This is a genomic window from Aneurinibacillus sp. UBA3580, assembly GCF_002375825.1.
Classification (GTDB): Bacteria; Bacillota; Bacilli; order Aneurinibacillales; family Aneurinibacillaceae; genus Aneurinibacillus; species Aneurinibacillus danicus.
The window spans coordinates 1-1566 of the sequence record NZ_DFMZ01000024.1; the positions used below are offsets into that span (position 1 = coordinate 1).

Annotated in this window: 4 protein-coding genes and 1 riboswitch; of the genes, 1 reads left to right on the top strand and 3 read right to left on the bottom strand. The window is 42.6% G+C overall.

Going from position 1 to position 1566, the window contains the following annotated elements; all coding sequences use genetic code 11:
- Nucleotides 1-74 precede the first annotated feature (74 nt).
- Both fbpA and B2899_RS03740 read right to left on the bottom strand, forming a co-directional pair.
- Nucleotides 75-254 carry a Fur-regulated basic protein FbpA gene (fbpA, locus tag B2899_RS18370; RefSeq protein ID WP_414631744.1) on the bottom strand — a complete coding sequence of 60 codons (180 nt, stop codon included), beginning with the start codon at nt 252-254 and terminating at the stop codon, nt 75-77.
- A complete protein-coding gene (locus tag B2899_RS03740; RefSeq protein ID WP_170230150.1) occupies nt 190-327 on the bottom strand; it encodes a hypothetical protein in 138 nt (45 codons plus the stop codon). Before B2899_RS03740 ends, fbpA begins: the two co-directional genes overlap by 65 nt.
- A gap of 14 nt (nt 328-341) precedes the next feature.
- Nucleotides 342-449, bottom strand: a riboswitch (SAM riboswitch).
- A 268-nt stretch (nt 450-717) separates the two neighbouring features.
- On the opposite strand from B2899_RS03740, the gene B2899_RS03745 reads away from it, so the two are divergent.
- Complete coding sequence (locus B2899_RS03745) at nt 718-1014, top strand: DUF2325 domain-containing protein (RefSeq protein WP_246147224.1); 297 nt, start codon at nt 718-720, stop codon at nt 1012-1014.
- Between the two features lie 225 nt (nt 1015-1239).
- On the opposite strand, the gene B2899_RS03750 is transcribed toward B2899_RS03745, so the two are convergent.
- A complete protein-coding gene (locus B2899_RS03750) occupies nt 1240-1443 on the bottom strand; it encodes a YezD family protein (protein WP_146808845.1) in 204 nt (67 codons plus the stop codon).
- Nucleotides 1444-1566 lie beyond the last annotated feature (123 nt).

Below are 1566 nucleotides of genomic sequence, written 5' to 3' on the forward strand. Positions count from 1 at the left end.
GCTTTAGCCATGAGAGGTTCAATATATATCCATTACGAACGAGACCGACAGAGGGATTCATTAGGGCTAAATTGTTATATCCTGTATTCATCCTCCATATTAAACAACTCACGTTCTCCCAGGTGAATCCGACATAACAATATAATTTCCTCGATCGTGCACTCATAAAAATGGCGCCCATCTTCCCCTTTATAGATCCCTTTCTGGAACAGTTTCTCCTGCAGCCTTTCTCTTATTTCTTCCATATTGTTCATCACTACCTTTTTCGCTTTTCATACACGTGTTCATGCCGACATAAAAAAAGACCTCGAGAAGAGGTTTTTCCATGTATCAAAAGCCTCTTCTTATCTCTCAGGTTTCCCACCCGCTGGATGTAGCACCGTGCAGGCATCTGCCTGTGGTTGCTGAGGCTTCATCGGGCCATGTCCCTCCGCCTCTCTTGATAAGAATCATTTTTATGCAGTTCAAATGCTATATAATGCAGCCTAAAAGTCGGATTTTTCATCAGTATCCTGTTGTGCAATTTTGACTTCCTTGTTTGTTCTATCCCCCTTTCTTCATCAACCGGTGAAAACCTTCTCTCTGTAAATAAACTATACACAAAATCAAAAATAATTCCAAGTATTCTTATTATATTTATTTGAAATTCGAAAAAAAAATGATATGATTTAAAAAACATCGGGAATCGCGACAATGAAACAGGAAGGAGCAGATAGTATGAAGACGATCGCAATTATCGGCGGAAGCCAAAAACGCACCCTGCAAAAGTTAGCACAAAAGGAAGGATACCATGTTATTTTTCACGATGGAAAAACCAGTAAGAAAAAAGCGAAAGAATTTCTCCCTATTTTACGAAAAGCGGATTGTGTCGTCGTAATGGCCGGAGCGCTTAGCCATCCAAGCATGTGGACAGTACGTGAAGTTGCAGAAAAGCTTGGCAAACCTATTGCGTATCATCAAGGTTTTGGGGCTACAGGCGCACTGAAGAAAGGCACTAAACTCGTTACCTCATGAAAACAAACCAATCCGCTTTTAGAACAAGCCGCTCACCCTTCCCGGGCAAACCGAGGCGCAGGGCAAGAAATTGCCCTGCTCTCTGTTTTCCTTCGTACCACAATAAGAATGTTGATAAGTCAAGTGTAATGTACATACAAAAGGCTCCCGCTCCCTTGCGTACTGGCAGGCAAGTAGAGCCGGAGCCTTCGGTTGACCGATCGGCTGTCGGTGTGGTTTCGTTTGTTACTTTCTTTTAGACGAGAATCTCGATACATCAGTTGTTGAAGAAGACGACCGCTGAAATGGGAAGCGTTGCTTTTCCAAACGATCGATTTGTGTAATTTTTGAATCATGGATGGTGATTTGAATCGATCCATATTGCAGTCCTTGCAGCGCATCCAAAATATAATCGATCGTTTGGTTTCGTTCTTCTTTTTCTGCGGACACATAAACACCCCCTTCCCCTTATGAGATCACTTTGTTTTTGACTGTCAGAAAACCATCATGGCGTCTCAGCCGCAACCCCGACATAAAAAACCATGGGAAGGATGGCTGACTTTTGTGGTACGA